Annotated in this window: 11 protein-coding genes; 2 read left to right on the forward strand and 9 right to left on the reverse strand. The window is 69.8% G+C overall.

The window, feature by feature from the left end; translation table 11 throughout:
- Nucleotides 1–19: 19 nt before the first annotated feature.
- Both ABZ880_RS33310 and ABZ880_RS33315 read right to left on the reverse strand, forming a co-directional pair.
- Nucleotides 20–1,963 carry an acyl-CoA dehydrogenase family protein gene (locus ABZ880_RS33310; protein WP_361270547.1) on the reverse strand — a complete coding sequence of 648 codons (1,944 nt, stop codon included), beginning with the start codon at nucleotides 1,961–1,963 and terminating at the stop codon, nucleotides 20–22.
- A 112-nt stretch (nucleotides 1,964–2,075) separates the two neighbouring features.
- A complete protein-coding gene (locus tag ABZ880_RS33315) occupies nucleotides 2,076–2,885 on the reverse strand; it encodes an endo-1,4-beta-glucanase (protein WP_361270550.1) in 810 nt (269 codons plus the stop codon).
- A 226-nt stretch (nucleotides 2,886–3,111) separates the two neighbouring features.
- Between ABZ880_RS33315 and ABZ880_RS33320 the strand changes: the two genes are divergently transcribed.
- Nucleotides 3,112–4,128: a LacI family DNA-binding transcriptional regulator gene (locus tag ABZ880_RS33320; protein WP_361270553.1), complete on the forward strand. Its 1,017-nt coding sequence runs from the start codon at nucleotides 3,112–3,114 to the stop codon at nucleotides 4,126–4,128.
- A 90-nt stretch (nucleotides 4,129–4,218) separates the two neighbouring features.
- Complete coding sequence (locus tag ABZ880_RS33325; protein ID WP_361270555.1) at nucleotides 4,219–6,285, forward strand: TIM-barrel domain-containing protein; 2,067 nt, start codon at nucleotides 4,219–4,221, stop codon at nucleotides 6,283–6,285.
- A 123-nt stretch (nucleotides 6,286–6,408) separates the two neighbouring features.
- On the opposite strand, the gene ABZ880_RS33330 is transcribed toward ABZ880_RS33325, so the two are convergent.
- From ABZ880_RS33330 to ABZ880_RS33360, 7 genes are all read right to left on the reverse strand, one after another.
- The gene (locus ABZ880_RS33330; RefSeq protein ID WP_361270557.1) at nucleotides 6,409–6,990 is read right to left on the reverse strand and encodes a chorismate mutase; all 582 of its coding nucleotides are present in this window, start codon (nucleotides 6,988–6,990) and stop codon (nucleotides 6,409–6,411) included.
- 27 nt (nucleotides 6,991–7,017) lie between these two features.
- Nucleotides 7,018–7,731, reverse strand: coding sequence for a hypothetical protein (locus ABZ880_RS33335; protein WP_361270560.1), 714 nt, complete (start codon nucleotides 7,729–7,731; stop codon nucleotides 7,018–7,020).
- Nucleotides 7,732–7,770: 39 nt separating this feature from the next.
- Nucleotides 7,771–9,960, reverse strand: coding sequence for a glycoside hydrolase N-terminal domain-containing protein (locus ABZ880_RS33340; protein WP_361270896.1), 2,190 nt, complete (start codon nucleotides 9,958–9,960; stop codon nucleotides 7,771–7,773).
- 14 nt (nucleotides 9,961–9,974) lie between these two features.
- Entirely contained in the window at nucleotides 9,975–11,960 is a 1,986-nt protein-coding gene (locus tag ABZ880_RS33345; protein ID WP_361270563.1) for a beta-galactosidase, read from the reverse strand.
- On the reverse strand, nucleotides 11,960–14,182 hold the full coding sequence (locus tag ABZ880_RS33350; RefSeq protein ID WP_361270565.1) for a 1,4-beta-glucanase: 2,223 nt from the start codon (nucleotides 14,180–14,182) through the stop codon (nucleotides 11,960–11,962). The genes ABZ880_RS33345 and ABZ880_RS33350 overlap by 1 nt, the downstream gene beginning before the upstream one ends.
- Before the next feature lie 93 nt (nucleotides 14,183–14,275).
- Complete coding sequence (locus ABZ880_RS33355) at nucleotides 14,276–15,223, reverse strand: carbohydrate ABC transporter permease (RefSeq protein ID WP_361270568.1); 948 nt, start codon at nucleotides 15,221–15,223, stop codon at nucleotides 14,276–14,278.
- A complete protein-coding gene (locus ABZ880_RS33360; RefSeq protein ID WP_361270571.1) occupies nucleotides 15,220–16,254 on the reverse strand; it encodes an ABC transporter permease subunit in 1,035 nt (344 codons plus the stop codon). Before ABZ880_RS33360 ends, ABZ880_RS33355 begins: the two co-directional genes overlap by 4 nt.
- Nucleotides 16,255–16,272: the final 18 nt, after the last annotated feature.

Genomic DNA, 16,272 nt, shown 5'->3' on the forward strand with positions numbered 1-16,272 from the left:
ACGCGCTGTCATGCGTCGGTCACCGGATCGGCCGGTGCATGTTCTCCTTCTCCGAGGCTCCGGGGGTGGCGTCGGCGATCCACGGCCCCTCGCCCGACGGGTCGACGATGCCCTCCTCCAGCCATTCGTACGTGCCGGACATGACGCCCTTGACCAGCTTGCGGTCGAGGTCGTCGGTGTTGGTCCACAGGCGGTTGAAGAGTTCCTCGACGCGGATGCGGGACTGGCGGCAGAAGACGTCGGCCAGCTGGTAGGCCTCGCGGCCGTGGTTGCCCTGGCTGCGCAGGAGCTCGGCACGTACGCAGGCCGCGCTCATGGCGAAGAGCTCCGCGCCGATGTCGACGATCCGGCCGAGGAAGCCCTGCTTGGTCTCCATCTTTCCCTGCCAGCGGGACATGGCGTAGAAGGTGGAGCGGGCCAGCTTGCGGGCGTGCCGTTCGACGTAGCGCAGGTGCGGCGAGAGGTCGACATCGTGCTTGAACTCGCCGTAGGAGACCGGGAGTTGACCTGGTCCGGCGACGAGCTTCGGTAGCCACTTGGCGTAGAAGACGCCCGCGTTCGCGCCTGCCTTCGCCTTGTCCTGCAAGGACTTCTCGGGGTCGATGAGGTCGCCGGCCACGGTCAGGTGGGCGTCGACCGCCTCGCGGGCGATGAGGAGATGCATGATCTCCGTCGAGCCCTCGAAGATGCGGTTGATGCGCAGGTCGCGCAGGACCTGTTCGGCGGGGACGGCGCGTTCGCCGCGGGCGGCCAGGGAGGCCGCCGTCTCGAATCCGCGGCCGCCGCGGATCTGGACGAGTTCGTCGGCGATCAGCCAGGCCATCTCGGAGGCGTAGAGCTTGGCCAGGGCGCCCTCGATGCGGATGTCGTTGCGGTCCTCGTCGGCCATCTGCGAGGACAGGTCGAGTACGGCCTCCAGGGCGAAGGTGGTCGCCGCGATGAAGGAGATCTTCTGGCCGACCGCCTCGTGGTGGGCGATCGGCTTGCCCCACTGCTCGCGCGCGGCAGACCACTCACGGGCGATCTTCAGGCACCACTTGCCGGCGGCCACACAGGAGGCGGGGAGGGACAGCCGGCCGGTGTTCAAGGTCGTGAGCGCGATCTTGAGGCCCGCGCCCTCCGGACCGATGCGGTTCGCCGCCGGGACCCGGACCTGGTGGAAGCGGGTGACGCCGTTCTCGATGCCGCGCAGGCCCATGAAGGCGTTGCGGTTCTCGACGGTGATGCCGGGCGAGTTGGTCTCGACGACGAAGGCGGTGATACCGCCCTTGTGGCCCTCGCTCTTCGGCACCCGTGCCATCACGACCAGCAAGTCGGCGACGACGCCGTTGGTGGTCCACAGCTTCACCCCGTCGAGGACGTAGTCGTCCCCGTCGGGCACCGCGGTGGTCGCCAGCCGCGCCGGGTCGGAGCCGACGTCCGGCTCGGTGAGCAGGAAGGCGCTGATGTCGGTGCGGGCGCACCGCGGCAGGAACTGCTCCTTCTGCTCCTGCGTGCCGAACAGCTTCAGCGGCTGCGGTACGCCGATCGACTGGTGCGCCGACAGCAGCACGCCGATCGCGGGGCAGGCCGAGCCCGCCAGCGCGAGCGCCTTGTTGTAGTACACCTGGGTCAGGCCGAGGCCGCCGTACTTGGTGTCGATCTTCATGCCGAGGGCGCCGATCTCCTTGAGGCCGTTGATGACCTCGTCGGGGATAAGGGCCTCGCGCTCGATGAGGGCGCCGTCGACCTTGGTCTCGCAGAAGTCGCGGAGCTTGGCGAGGAACTCCTCCCCGCGCTCCACGTCCTCGGTGGGCGGGGTCGGGTGCGGGTGGACCAGGTCCAGGCGGAAGCGGCCGAGGAACAGTTCCTTGGCGAAGCTGGGCTTGCGCCATTCCTGTTCCCGGGCCGCCTCCGCCACCTGGCGGGCCTCACGTTCGGAGACGGTAGGGCGTCCAGCAGAGTCGGTGGGGCTGGCGGACATGAGGCTCACCTCGCCGCGAATCGGGATCTTGGACCGTAATTGGTTACCGACGGGTGCTACCCGATCGTATGTACCCGATCCCGGGCGCCCCCACCACCCTTCGCGCAGCCGTTCAGCCGATGTTGACGGAGTACGACTTGGTGTCCAGACGCCCTGTGCCCTTGAAGACCTCGGTGCCGGACTCGATGCCGGAGACGTATTTGTCGTTCGCGAGCAGCTTGCGCCGTACGAGTGCCTGGGTGAAGTCGTCGAGGTTGAGCGTGGCCTTGCTGGTGTTGGCGCGGCGGACGAAGGAGTAGACGTTCCAGCCGATGTCACCCCGGTAGATGTCCCACATCGAGCCGCCGAGGCTGACGCTGCCGTACTTGGTGCCGAGAGGGCCCGCGCCGCCCTGGCGGTTGAGCCAGATCATGATTTCGTCGGTGGGCTGGTCCTGCCAGTCCGCGTTGTTCTTGGCGTGCAGCCACAGGTCGTACGAGACGTTCATGGTGCCCGGGTCGGACGGCAGCGAGAAGTCCCAGGTGGTGGTGACCTTCTTGCGGTCGCCCACGCGGAGCGGCAGTCCGGTGGTCGCCTTGTCGACCTTCCAGCCCCAGTGCCAGCCGAGGACCGTGCTCGCGTACGACTTCACGTCCGCGTCGGTGCCCTTGCTGTTGTTGGCCCAGGAGTAGTTCGTGCCCCAGGAGATCGTCGAGCCGGACTGCGAGTCGTCCCAGACGCACTGGCTGCCGGTGGCCTTGTCCTGACCCCAGAGGTTGTTGTTGACGTAGTACTTGCCGAGCGTGATCGTGTCGAAGGCCGTGCACTTCTTGTCCGTCTCGCCGGCCTGCGCGACCGTGACACCGGCGGCGGCCGCGAGGGCGACCGCGGAGGCGAGGAGGGTCTTCCTCTTCTTGGACAGGCGCGGTCTGCGGTGTTGCATCGGGGGTCCTTCCGGGGGACGGTTCGCGTACGACCAGTCAGTGGCCACCGAGGGCCGGGCAGGTTGCCGCGCTCCCAGAAACGACACGACGGAAAAGAAAGCTGTCGAAGCGCTTCGACAGCCTATGGACACTCGCCTCCGCCAGAGCTAGTGTCGAACCACCCTCACACCCGCCCCTGTAAGCAATGCGCACTGTCGAAGCGCTTCACACCGCTTGGAGAGCTGGATGGTCACCCTCGCCGAGGTCGCCCAGCACGCCGGAGTCTCGGCGAGCACGGTGAGCTATGTCCTCAGCGGCAAGCGGTCCATCTCCACCACCACCCGGCAGCGGGTCGAGCAGAGCATCCGCGAGCTCGGCTACCACCCGAACGCGGGCGCCCGGGCCCTGGCCAGCAGCCGGTCGAACATCATCGCGCTGATGGTCCCGCTGCGCACCGACATGTATGTGCCGGTGATGATGGAGATCGCGATCGCGGTCGCCACGACGGCCCGGACGCACGGGTACGACGTGCTGCTGCTGACCGGCGAGGAGGGCCCCGACGCCGTGCGCCGGGTCACCGGCAGCGGGCTCGCCGACGCGATGATCCTGATGGACGTCGAACTCGACGACGAGCGGCTGCCGTTGCTGCGGGGCACCGACCAGCCGTCGGTGCTGATCGGACTGCCCGCCGACACCTCCGGACTGACCTGCGTCGACCTCGACTTCAAGGCGACGGGCGCGTTGTGCGTGGAGCATCTGGCGATGCTCGGCCACCGCGACATCGCTGTCATCGGCGAGGCCCCCGCGGTCTACGAGCGGCACACCGGCTTCGCCGAGCGCACCCTCGACGGACTCCGTTCCCGGTCCCGGGAGTTGGGCATCCGGGTGCTGCACCGGCCGTGCGAGGGCGGCTACGACGCGATGGCCGTCACCCTCGCCCGCATCCTCGACGAGCGGCCGGGCACCACCGGGTTCGTCGTGCAGAACGAGTCGGCGGTCGAGCCGCTGCTCGCCCTGCTGCGCCAGCAGGGCCGTGCCGTGCCCGAGGACGTGTCCGTGGTGGGGATCTGCCCGGACCAGGTGGCCGTCCAGGCCTCGGTGCGGCTCACGTCCGTCGCCATCCCCGCGCAGGAGATGGGCCGGCACGCCGTGGAGCGTCTGGTCGCCAAGCTCGACGGCCGCGGCGAGGAGGAAGTCGTGCTGATCGCACCGGAGTTGACGGTACGGGCGAGCACGGGACCGGCGCCCTCCAGCACCTCCTGACCCACCGCCCGCAACACCTGACGACGCACCTCCTGACCCCATTTCCGGTGCCCCCGCGGGCACCCTCATGTCCTTTCGGGAGCACCCCTCGTGAACCAGCCTGCCGAAAACCAGACCAGTCACGGCACGGTGAGCCTCGCGCAGTCGTCGCCCACCGTCGGCACCTTCCGCGAGCGCGACGGCGCGCTGGAGTGGAGCGGCCGCCAGGAGACCCTGCGCATCGAGCCGTGGGGTCCGGACGCGGTCCGGGTCCGAGCCCGGCTCGGCGGCCCGATCCTCGAGGGCCTGCCGGGCGCCCTGCTCGACGAGGCGCCGGCCACCGAGAGCAGCGTCAAGATCGGTGACGGGGAAGGGCAGTTGACCGTCGGCGCACTGACCGTCGAGGTCGACGCCGAGGGCCTGATCCGCTTCCTGCGCACCGACGACTCCACGGAGCTCCTGGCCGAGGCCCGCGCCCACTTCTGGTGGCCGGGGTCACGGTTGTACACGGCCGTCGGCAACGGCCACCACCGGCTGGAGCAGCGTTTCGCCGCCTACGACGACGAGAAGCTGTACGGCCTCGGTCAGCACCAGCACGGCCGCTTCGACCAGAAGGGCCTGGTCCTGGACCTGGTCCAGCGCAACGCCGAGGTCGGCATCCCGGTGCTCTCCTCCAGCCGCGGCTACACCCTCCTCTGGAACAACCCGGCGATCGGCCGTGTGGAGCTGGCCGGCAACGGCACGCGCTGGGTGGCCGACTCGGCCCGGCAGATCGACTACTGGATCACCGCGGGCACTCCGGCCGACGGGCAGCGCCGCTACAGCGCGGTGACGGGCCGTACGCCGATGCTGCCGGAGTGGGCGGCGGGTTTCTGGCAGTGCAAGCTGCGCTACCGCACGCAGGACGAACTCATGGCCGTGGCACGGGAGTACAAGCGCCAGGGTCTGCCGATCTCGGCGATCGTCTGCGACTTCTTCCACTGGACGCACCTCGGCGAGTGGAAGTTCGACCCGGCGGAGTGGCCGGACCCGGCGGCGATGGTCCGTGAACTGGACGAGCTGGGCATCAAGTTGGTGGTCAGCGTCTGGCCGTCGGTGTCGCCGCTGAGCGAGAACCACCCGGTGATGGAGCAGCGCGGCTACTTCATCGGCACGCAGTACGGCCCGATGGCGCACGCCGACTGGCCGGACAAGGAGGTCGCGTCGACGGTCCAGGTGGCCTTCTACGACGCGACGAACCCCGACGCCCGTGACTTCGTGTGGTCGAAGGTCCGCGACAACTACCTTGTCCCGTACGGCATCACGGCCTTCTGGCTGGACGCCTGCGAGCCGGAGCTGAAGCCCGGCTTCCAGGAGAACCTGCGCTACTGGACGGGCCCGGGCCTGGAGGTCGGCAACAGCTACCCGGCCGAGAACTCCCGCACCTTCTACGAGGGCCTGCACGCCTCCGGCGAGACCGATGTGGTGACGCTCAACCGCTCGGCCTGGGCGGGCAGCCAGCGCTACGGCGCGGCCCTGTGGTCCGGCGACATCGGCACCGACTTCCCGACCCTGCGCCGCCAGATCGCGGCCGGTCTCAACACCGCGCTGTCGGGCATCCCTTGGTGGAACACGGACATCGGCGGCTTCCACGGGGGCGACCCGGACTCCCCGGCGTACCAGGAGGTGATGGTCCGCTGGTTCCAGTTCGGCGCACTGTCCCCGCTGATGCGCCTGCACGGCTTCCGCGACCCGGGCATGCCGCTGGGCCCGGAGATGACCGGCGGCCCGAACGAGGTGTGGTCCTACGGCGAGGAGGCCGGGGCGATCCTGGAGCGCTATCTGCGGCTGCGCGAGCGTCTGAAGCCGTACGTCCTGGACGTCATGCGGGAGGCGCACGAGGAGGGGCTGCCGGTCATGCGGCCGCTGTTCCTGGAGTTCCCGGAGGACCCGGCGACGTGGGCGGTCGACGACGCGTATCTGTTCGGGCGGGATCTGCTGGTGGCGCCGGTCCTGGAGGCGGGGGTGACGACCTGGGCGACGTATCTTCCGGTGGGCGCGATTTGGACGGATGCGTGGACCGGGGAGACGTACGAGGGCGGTGCGACCGTGACGGTCGACGCCCCGCTGGACCGCATCCCGCTGTTTCTGCGGGACGGGGCACGGCTGCCTGTTGCTCCGCAGGAAGCGCCGCGGTAGGTCGTTGATCGACTGCGGCGCCGTTGTGGCTGGTCGCGCCCACGCGGCGGAGCCGCATATCGATACAGCCCCGCGCCCCTTGAAAGACAGGGGCGCGGGCGGTCCCCTTCTTCAGAAGGGCCGTCAGTTGCGGCAGACCGAGACGAGGGAGCGGACCAGCGCACGTGTGTGGAGCAGGTCCGGGTGTTTCTCGTGGTGGACCTCCACGACGGCGACGACGAGTTCGGGGCGGCACGTCGGGGCCGTGCGCTGCGGGGTGGTGTCGGCCAGGGACTGGACCAGGTCCGTGTTGATGCGGTTGATGGTCTGTCGGACGACGTTCAGGTCGGGCTTGGTGGTCGGGGCCTGGTCCGGGTGGGCGGTCCACTCGGCGTAGAGGCCGCGCTGGACGACCTTGTTGGCCTCGATCTGGTCGCGGAAGATCCGGCGGACCTCGTCGGGGTCGGCGCCGATCTGCTGCGCCTGCGCGGCGACGTTGTCGAGGACCTGCTGCTCGCGCGCCGGGTCGTCGATGGGGCTGTCGGTGCCCCACTTGGCCGCGGCCACGAGGTCGGCGGTGGCGAGGCGTTCTGCGGCGAGGGAGGCGACCGGCCGCAAGGGGGATGCGGGAGTCCCGGAGGCGGGTGCCGCTGCCGCGGTGCCCGGTATGGCGAGCACCGCGACGGCGGCGAGCACGGTGATGCGGAGGGGGGTGAGGTTATGCATGGGTCCATGAAACCTCACCCGGGCCGGTCAACTGCTGCTGACGCTCTCGCTGTTGACGGCGAAGTCCAGACCGCCGGACGAGGACGTGATCTCGAAGCCGAACTGCAGGTCCCCGATGGTCACGTTGCCGAACCAGCCCTTGGTGTCCTTGATCCACTTCAGGATCGGCAGGACGTTGACCGTGCCGGAGGTCGAGTTGGAGGTGCGGACGAAGGAGAACACGTCGTTGGAGCCGTTGTTGCCCTTGTAGACGGTCCAGGTGTGACCGCCCAGCGTGACGTTGCCCTGCGAGGTGCCGAGCGGGCCGACGGCCCCGGTCTTGTTGACCCAGAGCATGATCTCGTACCTGTAGCCGGTGTCCCAGATGTCGTACGACGTGTTGTACGAACCGGACGACGGGACCGTGACGTTGTAGCTGCTGGAGAGTGAACCGAGCGAGGTGATCGACTTGTTGATCACCTTCTTGGCGTTGGGGTAGGACTTGATGCCGCCGGTGTTGGGGTGGTTGGCCCAAACCCCCCAGTTGGTACCGGAGTTGGCCCAGATGCACTGGCTGCCGGCGCCGGAGCCCCAGATGTTGTTGTAGAGCGTGTAGCCGTTCAGGGTCGTGTTGCCGTACTGCTCGCAGGAGTTCCAGACGGCGGCCGACGCGGGCGCGGAGGCGAGGCCGACCGTGGCGCCTATCGCCATCGCCGGGGCCAGCACGGCCATGGTGACCTTGCGCAGAGTGCTCTTTGCCATGGGTGTCCCTTCCATGGGTGGGGGGAGTTGCGGGGGTGGTTACCACGCCCCCAGGGCGAGGACGTGGTCTTCTCCGGCGACGAGGTCGAGCGGTCGGGTGCCGGAGGAAGTCCTGAGTTCGACCCGGTGGCTGCGGGTGGGGCGCAGCACCGCGGTCGCTTCGTGTGGGCTCCAGGCCAGGTCGAGCTCCGCCCCGAACCGGGTGCGGATGCCGAGGAGTCGGCCCTTCGGGTACGCCGTCGGGAGCGCGGGCAGCAGGACCAGGCGGTCCGGGGTCGACTGCACGAGCATCTCGATCAGCACGGCGGGGAGGGTGTGCGCGGCGTCGGCGTTGTAGACGTCGCGGTTCGGGTAGTGCGCGCTCATCAGGGAGTTGTGGAAGAAGTCGCCCTTGAGGACCTGCCCGAGGGCGTGCGCGACCCGTTCGCCGTCGCGCAGCCGGGCGGCGACGAGGGCGTGGTGCAGATGGCCGTGGGCCGAGTCGTTCTCGGCGCCGCGGAGTTCGAGGGCACGGTGGGCTGCCGCCGCGAGGTCCGGGGTGTCGTACGGATTGATCTCGTCGAGCGGCCAGACGCCGTACAGGTGGCTGAGGTGGCGGTGGTCGTAGGTGTCGTCGAGTCCGGGCCAGGCCCATTCGGCGAGGGCGCCGTCGGCGTTGATCCGGTGCGGGGGCAGCCGGTCGGCGAGGGCGCGCCAGCGGTCCGCGTCGGGTCCCGGGTGGTAGTCGGCGGCGGTCAGCAGGGCGTGCCGGGCGGCCGAGAGGTCCATGGCCGCGTTGATCGCGCCCCAACTGGCGTTCGCCGGGCGGTTCTCCGGCGAGTACGACGGGACGACGACCAGTCGGCCCTCCTCGTCGGTCCGGGTGAGGAAGTCCTCGTAGAACAGGGCGACTTGGGCGAGTGCGTGGGCGGTGTGCGGGTCGCGGGTGCCGTCGGTCTCGTCGTGGTCGACGAGGGGCTTGAGCAGCCAGTCGGCGCCCGCCGTCCACAGGTGCAGGGGGTATTCGCGGCTGAAGTGGTACGTCAGCCCGGAGTCGCCGTCGGTGTGCGCGGGGGCGACGACGCCACGGGCGCCGAGGACCGCGCGGGCGTTCTCGGCCCAGTCGGGCAGCTGACGTCGAATCAGGGAGGCGTGGGCTGCCGTGACTTCGGGGAGAGCGGCGGCCGCTGCGGAGGCGGTCTGGAGGTTGAGGTTGGCGTCGTTGGTGAACGCCCCCGCCCATGCCGTGTTCCAGTCGCCGGTCCACAGGCCGACGAGGCGGGGTGGGAACAGGCCGCTCGCGGACAGCAGGTGGTAGCGGCCGGCGGCGAAGAGACGCTCCAGGAGGGCGGGACTGCCGGGGCGGGCGAGCAGCTCCGAGCCGGGCAGGGCGCGTTCGGCGGGGTCCGCGTCCAGGTCGAGGGTGACGCGTTCGTAGGCGGTGCGGTGGAGGGCGGTGTGGCGGTCCAGGAGGCGGTCGTACGACTCCTCGTCGCCGGCGGCCAGTTCGCGCAGGGCCCGGGTGTGGGGTGTCGTGTCCAGCTCGCCGGTGTGGCGTACGACGCGGGTCAGGAGGAGGACGGATTCGGCGCCGGTGACGTGTGCGCCCGGGGGGACGAGCGCGGTACGGCCGCCCGTCGGCACGACCAGGGTGATGCCGGTGTAGCGGCGGTCGCTGTCGGGGTGGCGGACCCGGAGGGTGAGAAGGGCTGCGTCACCGGCGCGGACGATGCTCTGGCCGACCACCAGTGTGTCGGGCGCGCCCGTAAGCCGGTGGTCCAGGCCCACGACGAGATCCGCCGCCTCGACCCGCTGGACGACGACGCCGTCCGCCCGCGAGACGAAGACCCGGCTGCTCCACCCTTCGCACTCCGCGTGCGCGACACCGGTGGTGAAGTCGACGGACCGGCGGTAGCCGCGGCTGTCCGCGCGCGGATGGCGCAGCCGCACCTGAAACGCGGGATGGAAGGGCTGCACCCACTGCAGGTCTCGCCCGTCGGTGAAGCTCTCGGCCGCGTGCAGGTCGCCTGCGAGCAACCGGTCCTGGAGCGCGGGGAGTTCGGCGGCGAGCTGGGGCGGGCGGGCCTGCTCGCCGCCGTTGGGGCGGACCAGGGTGTGGTGCGTGACGACGACCCGTTCGTCGTTCGGATCGCCGAACACAAGGGCGCCGTGGTGGCCGTTGCCGCTCAGGAAGCCGTCCTCCCAGCGGGCGGCGGGGAGGGGCTCCCAGGTTCCGTGGACGATGTTCATGGCATTCATGGCGTTCATGGGCGCAACACCACCACGCCGTACCGGCCCAGCGTGAACTCGCCCTCGTACATCGCCCCCGTCAGCAGGTCGTGGTGGGTGCCCGGCGCCTCGACGGTCACCGACTCGCGCCCGTGGTTGAGGACGAAGAGCAGGTCACCGCGGCGGACCGCCTCGACCCGGTCGGGCAGTGCGGCGAGGACGGGGCGGACGCCGGCGTCCTCCGCGATCCGGGCGAGGAGCGTGCGCAGGGCATGCTCCTCGGGGAGTGTGGAGACGTACCAGGCACGGCCCTTGCGCAGCACGGCGGGCAGTCCGTCGAGTTCGCCGCCCTTGTACGCGGCCTCGACCGACGTGTCCCCGTCCGTCTCGATCTCCTCCGACCACAGGGTCCCGTGGAAGCCGTCGGTCTCGACCCGCTCGTCCGCGTCGAGGGGCCACCACTCGTGCAGCGTGCGGATGCCGAGCAGTTCGCGCAGCCGGGGGTCCATGCCGCCGGGGCGCACCCGGTCGTGCTCGTCGGCGATGCCGGTCAGGAAGCCGCAGACGAGGGTGCCGCCGGCGCGGACGTACGCGAGAAGGTTGTCGATCGCGGCGTCCGTGAGAGCGTACAGCTGCGGGACGACCACCAACTTGTAGGCGGTCAGGTCGTGTTCGGGGTGGGCGAAGTCCGTGGTGAGGTTGGCCTGCCAGAGGGCGCGGTGCCAGGTGGTCAGCACCTGCGGGTAGTCGACCCGGGTGGAGAGCCGCCCCTCGTGGGCCCCGGCCCACCAGGAGTGCCAGTCGTGGAGGATCGCGATGTCGTGGGCGGTGTGACTGCCCGTCACCTCGCTGCCGATCCGGGCGAGTTCGGCGCCCAGCTGCTTGACCTCCTGGTACGTCCGCCCCTCCTCCCCCGCATGACTGACCATCCCCGAGTGGAACTTCTCCGCGCCCTGCCGGGACTGCCGCCACTGGAAGTAGCAGACGGCGTCGGCGCCGCGGGCCACGGCCTGGAGGGACCAGAGCCGGTTGAGGCCGCGGGGTTTGGGGTGGTTGACCCCGCGCCAGTTGACGGGTCCCGCCGCCTGCTCCATCAGCATCCACGGGCCGCGGGCCTGCGAGCGGGTCATGTCCTGCACGAGAGCCCCGTGTTGGGCGCCGAGCGGATCCCGCGGATCGGGATACAGGTCGACGGAGACGACGTCCTCCTCCCCCACCCACCGCCACGCGTCCTGCCCGACCCACAGCGGCATGAAGTTGGTGGTGACCGGAGTGCGGGACGGGCTGTGACGGCGCACGATGTCACGCTCGGCGACGTAGCACTCCAGGAGCATGTCGGAGGTGAACCGCTTGAAGTCCAGCACCTGCCCCGGGTTCTTGAGGTAGTGGGCGTGCCGCGGCGGCATCACCTCCTCCCAGTCGCCGTAGCCCTGGCTCCAGAAGGCCGTTCCCCAGGCGGAGTTGAGGGCGTCGAGGGTGCCGTACTTCGTCTGCAGCCAGCGGCGGAAGCGGGCGGCGGCCTCGTCGCCCCAGTCGTAGGTGCAGTACTCGTTGTTGATGTGCCACATGGTGAGGGCGGGGTGGCCGCCGTAGCGGGCGGCGAGGTCCTCGGTGATGGCGGCCGCGTAGTGCCGGTAGACGGCGCTGGAGTGCGAGAAGTGCTGCCGGCCGCCCCACCACTCGGTGCGGCCGTCCTCGTCGCGGGGCAGGGTCTCGGGGTGCAGCCGGCCCAGCCAGGGTGGGGGCGAGGAGGTGGGGGTGGCGAGGACGACGCCGATGCCGCCCTCGTGCATCAGATCCATCAGCGTGTCGAGCCAGCCGAACTCCCGCTCCCCCGGCCGGGGTTCGAGCTTGGCCCAGGAGAAGACCCCGAGGGTGACGGAGTTGACGCCGGCGTCCTTCATCAGCCGGACGTCCTCGTGCCAGGTCTCCTCGGGCCACTGCTCCGGGTTGTAGTCACCGCCGAAGAGGATGCGGCCGCGGGTGGCGTCGGCGAGCGTGGGCTTTCCGGCAGCGGCCATCAGACGGGCTCCCCGTACTGGATGCCGCGCCCGTTGGTGGCCAGGTAGACGCGGCCGTGGACCCGGGGGTCACCGACGATGACGTCGCCGATGTACCCCCACTGATGTTGGTCGTCGTTGATCCGCACCCAGCTCCTCGCACCGTCGTCGGAGCGGTAGACGGCGGTGATCGTCTCCGTCGAGCCGACCTGGTAGATCGCCGGGTAGTCGGCGCCGTCGGCCGCCTTGCCGAAGCCGAGGGTGTACGAGGCCCAGCAGCTCCCGATCTTCGAGAAGGTGGCCCCGCCGTCGGTCGACCGGTACAGCCCGTTCCACTTGGCGCTCAGCCACAGGTCACCGGACCGACCCGGCGCCGCGACCAGCTTGAACTGACTGTCCCCGGAGGGCAGCCCGGCTGCACGCTCGGTGAACGTGAGGCCACTGTCAGTGCCGGCAAGTAGCGTTCCTGTATCGGTGTCGTACGCGTAGAAGAGCGTCGGGTCGGCCGGGTCGGCGACCGGCGTGGCGCCCTTCGGGAAGGAGGAGATCTCGGTCCAGGTCGTGCCGTTGTCCGCCGAGCGGTGGGCCGCGTACTTCGTGCCGTCCCAGTGCACGAAGCTCCACAGCAGCACACTGCCGTCGGCGCTCACGGCGATCGGCCCCGGTGCGTCCTTGGCGATGGTGGGCTGGGCCGTGAAGGGCGCCCAGGTCTGTCCGCCGTCGTTCGAGTAGGCGCCGTTGCCGTGGTCGCCCCAGCCCGCGCGGACGACGTACGTCGGCTTCGCCGCGGCCAGCGCGAGTCCCGTCGCCGACCCGAACACGGGGTTCGAGGCCATGCCGCGTGCCGGCGAGGCCGTGAGCCGCTCGTGGTACAGCACGCCGATGTCCCCGGACCCGCTCAGCAGGTGCGCCTCCCCGACCGGGGGCGACACCAGCTGCCGCACGGCCGTCTCCTCCAGGCCGCGGATCTGCGGGGCCCAGTGCTTGAGGTCGCGTGTGCCGTAGAGGGTGGCGCCGGTGCCGTAGACGACGTGCGCGGAGTCGTACGGATCGACGCCGACGGCCTGGATCCACCACCCGAACTTTGGCTTGTCGGCACCCCACTTGAGGAAAGGAGTCTCGGACACGTCGAAGACAGCAGCGTCCTTGAGGGACGTCCAGGTACGGCCGCCGTCGGTGGTCCGGAACAGTGTGTCGACGTCCGCCCAGCGGTTGTTGGTGGAGACGACGACGGTGCCGGGCCGACGGGCGTCGACGGCGACACCGCCGTAGCCGAAGGTGTCGGCGCTGCCGTCGCTCGTGGTCCCGCCGGGCTTCACGGGCGTGACGTCGGTCCACTTGCCGGTGGTCGTCGCGAGCTTGTGCACGCTCCCGTCGGACTGTCCGTTGGGCCCGGGCGCGTTGGCGTACGTCAGGTACAGCTCACGGGTGTGGCAGTCGTACGCGGCACGCACGGGGACCTTCGCGGAGGTGCCGGTGGGCTGCCCGGGCACGGCCTCCCAGCTGCTCCCGTCGGCGGTCCGGTAGAGGTTCACCGCACTCGCGGTGCCATCGCCGTCACCCCAGCCGGCGTACAGGGTGCGCCCGGCGGCGACGAGGAGAGTGACACCCTGCCCACTCGCGCCCGGGCTGCCCGGAAAGCCGTCGGCGGCTGCCCAAGTGGCGCCCCGGTCGGTGGACTTGAGCAGCCCGTCGTGCCGGGTTCCCAGCCACAGGGTGTCGCTGTCCCGCGGGTCGACGAGCAACCGCTCCCCCGCACCCCGCCCGTCCTCGTTGGCACCGAGCTTCACGGTGAGGTCGGCGCGGGTCCAGGTGGCACCACGGTCGTCGGACCGCAGCACGGCACCGTTGCCGGCCCAGGGCTGGGCGTAGGTGCCGAGCGCGAGGTACACCCGGTCCGGGTGGCCGGGGTCGACGGCGACGGCCTCGACGCCGAGGAGGTTCCAGTCGTCCCAGCCGATGTGGTCGATCAGCGGAATCCAACGGCCGTCCCGGTCGTCCCACCGGTGGGCGCCGCCGATATCGGTCCGGGCGTAGGCGAGCCCGCGCACGGAGGGGTGGAACAGCACACCGGTGACGAACCCGGTGCCGCCGATGACGGCGTTGCGCCAGCGGTAGGCCGGTGTGGTGGCTTCGGCCTCCGCAGCTTGCGCGCGACCGGGGCGAAACGGTACGGCGGTGAGCGCGGCGGCGACCGCGGTCCCGGCGAGAACGGAACGTCTGCTCAGTCGGGACGCGTGCATGACACATACCTCGTTCTACGTAAGGGGGAGTTCAACGCGAGGGGGGAGTGAAGAGGCTTCCTGAGGGCGCGGGACTGGATCGACGGCGCCCGGTCAGCCCTTGACCGCGCCGGTCAGCATGCCCTTCCTGAAGTGCCGCTGCACGAACGGCGAAAGCACGGCCACCGGCAGCAGCGCCATCACCATGACCGCCATCTGCACGGCAAGCCCGGACAACTGCCCGGTCCTGATCGCCTGCCCCAACCCCACCGGCGCCTGCTGCTTCTGCACCAGCTGGATCATGACGTTCTGCAACGGCATCATGTCCTGGTCGTTCAGGTACAGCGAGGCGTTGAACCAGGCGCTCCAGTACCCCACGGCGTAGAACAGCGTGATGACCGCGAGCACCGCCCGCGACAACGGCATCACGATCTGCCAGAGAATGCGGAAGTCCCCGGCCCCGTCGATCCGCGCGCTGTCGATGAGTTCCTGCGATATCCCCATGAAGAACCCGCGCAGCACAAGGATGTTGAAGACGCTGATCGCACTCGGCAGGATCAGCGCCAGATAGGTGTCCGTCAGTCCGAGGGACTGCACCAGCAGATACGTCGGAATGAGGCCGGCGCTGAAGAACATGGTCGCCAGCAGGATCATCAGAATCCACCGGTGCCCCAGCGACCCGGTCCGCGAGAGGCCGTACGCGCACAGCACGGACACCGTCATCGAGAACAACGTGCCGACCAGAGTGATCAACACGCTGATGCTCGCGGCCCGGGTGACCTGTCCCCCGCTGAGCAGTTCCTTGTAGGCGATGAACGTGATCCCCTTGGGCACCATCACCAGTCCGCCGGCCTCGTCGATGGTCTTCCGGGACGACAGACTCGTGACCACGACGATCCACAGCGGGAACAGGATGCCCAGACAGGCGAGGGTGAGAACCAGTCCCTTGCCCGCCAGGCCGGCCTTGCTGGGCTCCTCCTCCCACACCGGCCGGGGCGGGGCGGCCCATCGGCCAGGTGCGGCCACGGATTCGTGCACGGGCTTGTCGATGACGGCGGTCACTTCTTGTACACCCCCTGCTCGCCCATGAGATGGGCCACCTTGTTCGCGGCGAGCACCAGTCCGATGCTGACGACGCCCTTGACGAGGCCGGCGGCGGCCGCGTAGCCGAAGTCCTGGTTGCGGACACCGTTCCACCACACGAAGGTGTCGAGCACCTCCCCTGCTCCGGGCCCGACGGCATCACGCTGGAGCAGGATCTGCTCGAAGCCGACGGTGAGGGCGTCGCCCACGCGCAGCACCAGCAGCAGGGCGATCACCGGTCGCAGCGCCGGCAGAGTGACGTGCCACATGCGCCGCCAGCGCCCGGCGCCGTCCATCGCGGCGGCCTCGTACAGGTCCGGCGGGACGGAGGCGAGCGCGGCGAGGAAGACGATGATCCCCCAGCCGGCGTCCTTCCACACGCTCTGCGCGGTGACGAGGAACTTGAAGGTCGACGGATCGGTCATGATGTCCAGCCCGTCGAAGCCGTGCTGCCGCAGCAGCTGCGACAACAGCCCGGCGCCGCCGAAGAGTTGCTGGAAGACGGCGATGACCAGCACCCAGGAGAAGAAGTGCGGCAGATAGAGGATCGCCTGGGAGAACGCACGCACCCGGGGCCGGACCACGCTGTTGATGAGCAGTGCGAGCAGGATCGGGATCGGGAAGTAGAGCACGAGCTGGAGGAAGAACAGCACCAGCGTGTTCTGGACGGCGTTCCAGAAGGCCGAGTCGGCGAAGATCTGCTGGAAGTTTTCCAGGCCCACCCAGGGGCTGTGCAGGATGGAGACGACTCCGTTGTCACTGATGTAGGGGTCGTAGTCCTGGAAGGCGACCACGTTGCCGAGGATCGGCAGGTAGTTGAAGACCAGGACCAGCACGATGGCCGGCACAGTCATCAGGATGAGGACACGGTCGCGTCTGAACCTGAGCCGGAAGCTCAGCCTGCCCGACGCCTTCTTCTCCCGGGAACCGGTGGCGTGACCGGACGCCACCGGGGTCGTCACCGGCGTACTGGCCTCGGCACTGCTCCGAGGCACCGTGCTGTGGGACACGGCGGGTCTCCTTGCCTC

The organism is Streptomyces sp. NPDC047043, assembly GCF_040644055.1.
GTDB lineage: Bacteria > Actinomycetota > Actinomycetes > Streptomycetales > Streptomycetaceae > Streptomyces.